Source organism: Azospirillum sp. P4_B5 (genome assembly GCF_056402275.1).
On sequence record NZ_JBFUHT010000121.1, the window covers coordinates 1 to 1,772 of the forward strand.

General features: G+C 73.4%; 1 protein-coding gene. It reads left to right on the forward strand.

The window, feature by feature from the left end:
• Window positions 1–31: 31 nt before the first annotated feature.
• A partial coding sequence (locus AC1DVI_RS32265) for a hypothetical protein (RefSeq protein WP_476961453.1) occupies window positions 32–1,772 on the forward strand: 1,741 nt, incomplete at its 3' end.

Sequence of the window (1,772 nt, forward strand, 5' to 3'; positions counted from 1 at the left end):
GCCCCCCACCCCGCCACAGACGGACGCGCACATGATCCGGGAAGAAGTCCAGTCGCTGCTCGCGCGCATCAACACGGCCCCCGGGGACGCCGAGGTCGCCCGCACCGAGACCCGTCAGGCGGGCATGCTCAACGAACATCTGGCATTGGAGCTGGGGTCCTCCTTCGGCACCGTGGTGCCGCTGCAGAACGGCTACGTCCTCTACCGCGACCCGACTCTGGACGGCCGCTACCGCGGCGCGCCGATCGCCAACTTCCTCCAGACCGCGGGGCCGGACGGGGCACTGGCCGGCATCGTTCCGCCCTCCGCCCTCGATCTGCTCGCCGACTACACCGGCGAGCACGTCCGCGGCATGGACGAAACCTTCCCCGCCGCCCTGCGCCAGGTCCGGGCGGAGCTGGTGCAGATCGCCCGGCAGGTCAACCCGCACGCGGAAATCCGCGTCGTCGACCGGCTGTACGGCTCCGACGACGTGTCGATCGGGGGCATCGCCGACGCCGGACGGCGGCCCCTCCTCGGCCTGTGGTTCGAGACCCACAAGGTCTGCGCCATCAGCCAGGACATCCGGCTCGGCGACCCCGTCGAGACCGGCTACCACGAGATCTACCATTCCATCGAAGGTCTGCTGAAGCCGGAGGAGAAGCGGGTGGTCGAGGCCGCCTTCGGTCGCCCGCAGGAGCACGGCTACAACGACCGGGCGGCCGAGGCCTTCGCCAAATGGGCGGCCAAACGGTACTTCGCCGGAAAGGCCGGCCAGAAGCCGCCCGCCGGCATGAGCGGGCTTGCCCGCTTCGCCGACCGCATGCGCAACGCCTTCGAGGGCAACGGCTTCCAGAGCTGGGAGGACATCTACAAGCGGACCGTGGAGGGCCGCGTCGCCGAGCGGGCGCGCGTCTTCGACGTGACGGCGAAGATCCCCGTCCGCGAGGCGGCGAAGATCGCCCGCAGCGCCGGGCTGGAGAAGCTGGCCGATACCTACGAGGCCTACGCGACCTTCACCGGCCGCTGGCAGAACGGCCTCGCGAACGCCGCCCGCTCGGCGATGAACACGGTGCTCGGCCGCCGGCGCAAGGAGGCGCGGGACGACGGTCCGCCGCTGACCGGCGAACAGCTCTACCGGGCTCTGCGGCGCTACGCCTCGGACCGTGACATCCGCGCGGCGGTGGAAGGCGCGGGGTATCACTCCATCCGCGACGGCGCCCGCCTCACCGGGTTGCTCGTCGACCGCGACCGCCAGCTCCAGGCGGATCTGACCACCGCCTCCCAGGCCACGCCGGTGGCCGTCGAAGGCACGCAGCCGGCGGTGGCGCGCGGCGCCGACGGACCGGTGCGCCTCGGTGTCGGCGGGCGGACCGGGGAGCGCCCGGCTTGGGAAAAGACCCTCGTCGAGTTCTGCGCGAGCGAACCGCTCGCCCGCTACGCCCGCGCCGACACCAACCGTCATGGGTACCAGAACCAGATCGAGGTGTTCGGCTGGCCGGCGGACGCGCCGCAATGGGAGGTCCGGGTTGACGACACCGCGGTGCGTGGCGACGCGTCCGCCGCGGCGCGGGTGCTGCACCACCAGGTGCTCCGCCAGGCCCTGGACGCCGGCCACGCCGTTCCGCCCCGCGTCGCCGAGGCGCACCCGGACCTGCTACCGCGGGCGCTCGCCGCGGCGGACGCGGCCATCGACACGGCCTCCCGCCTCGGCGCTCCGGAGCCCTACAGTCCGGCGGTGCCCGGCGCGGCCCGGCGCCCCGGCGGCGACCGCGTGGCCGCACGCACGCCGG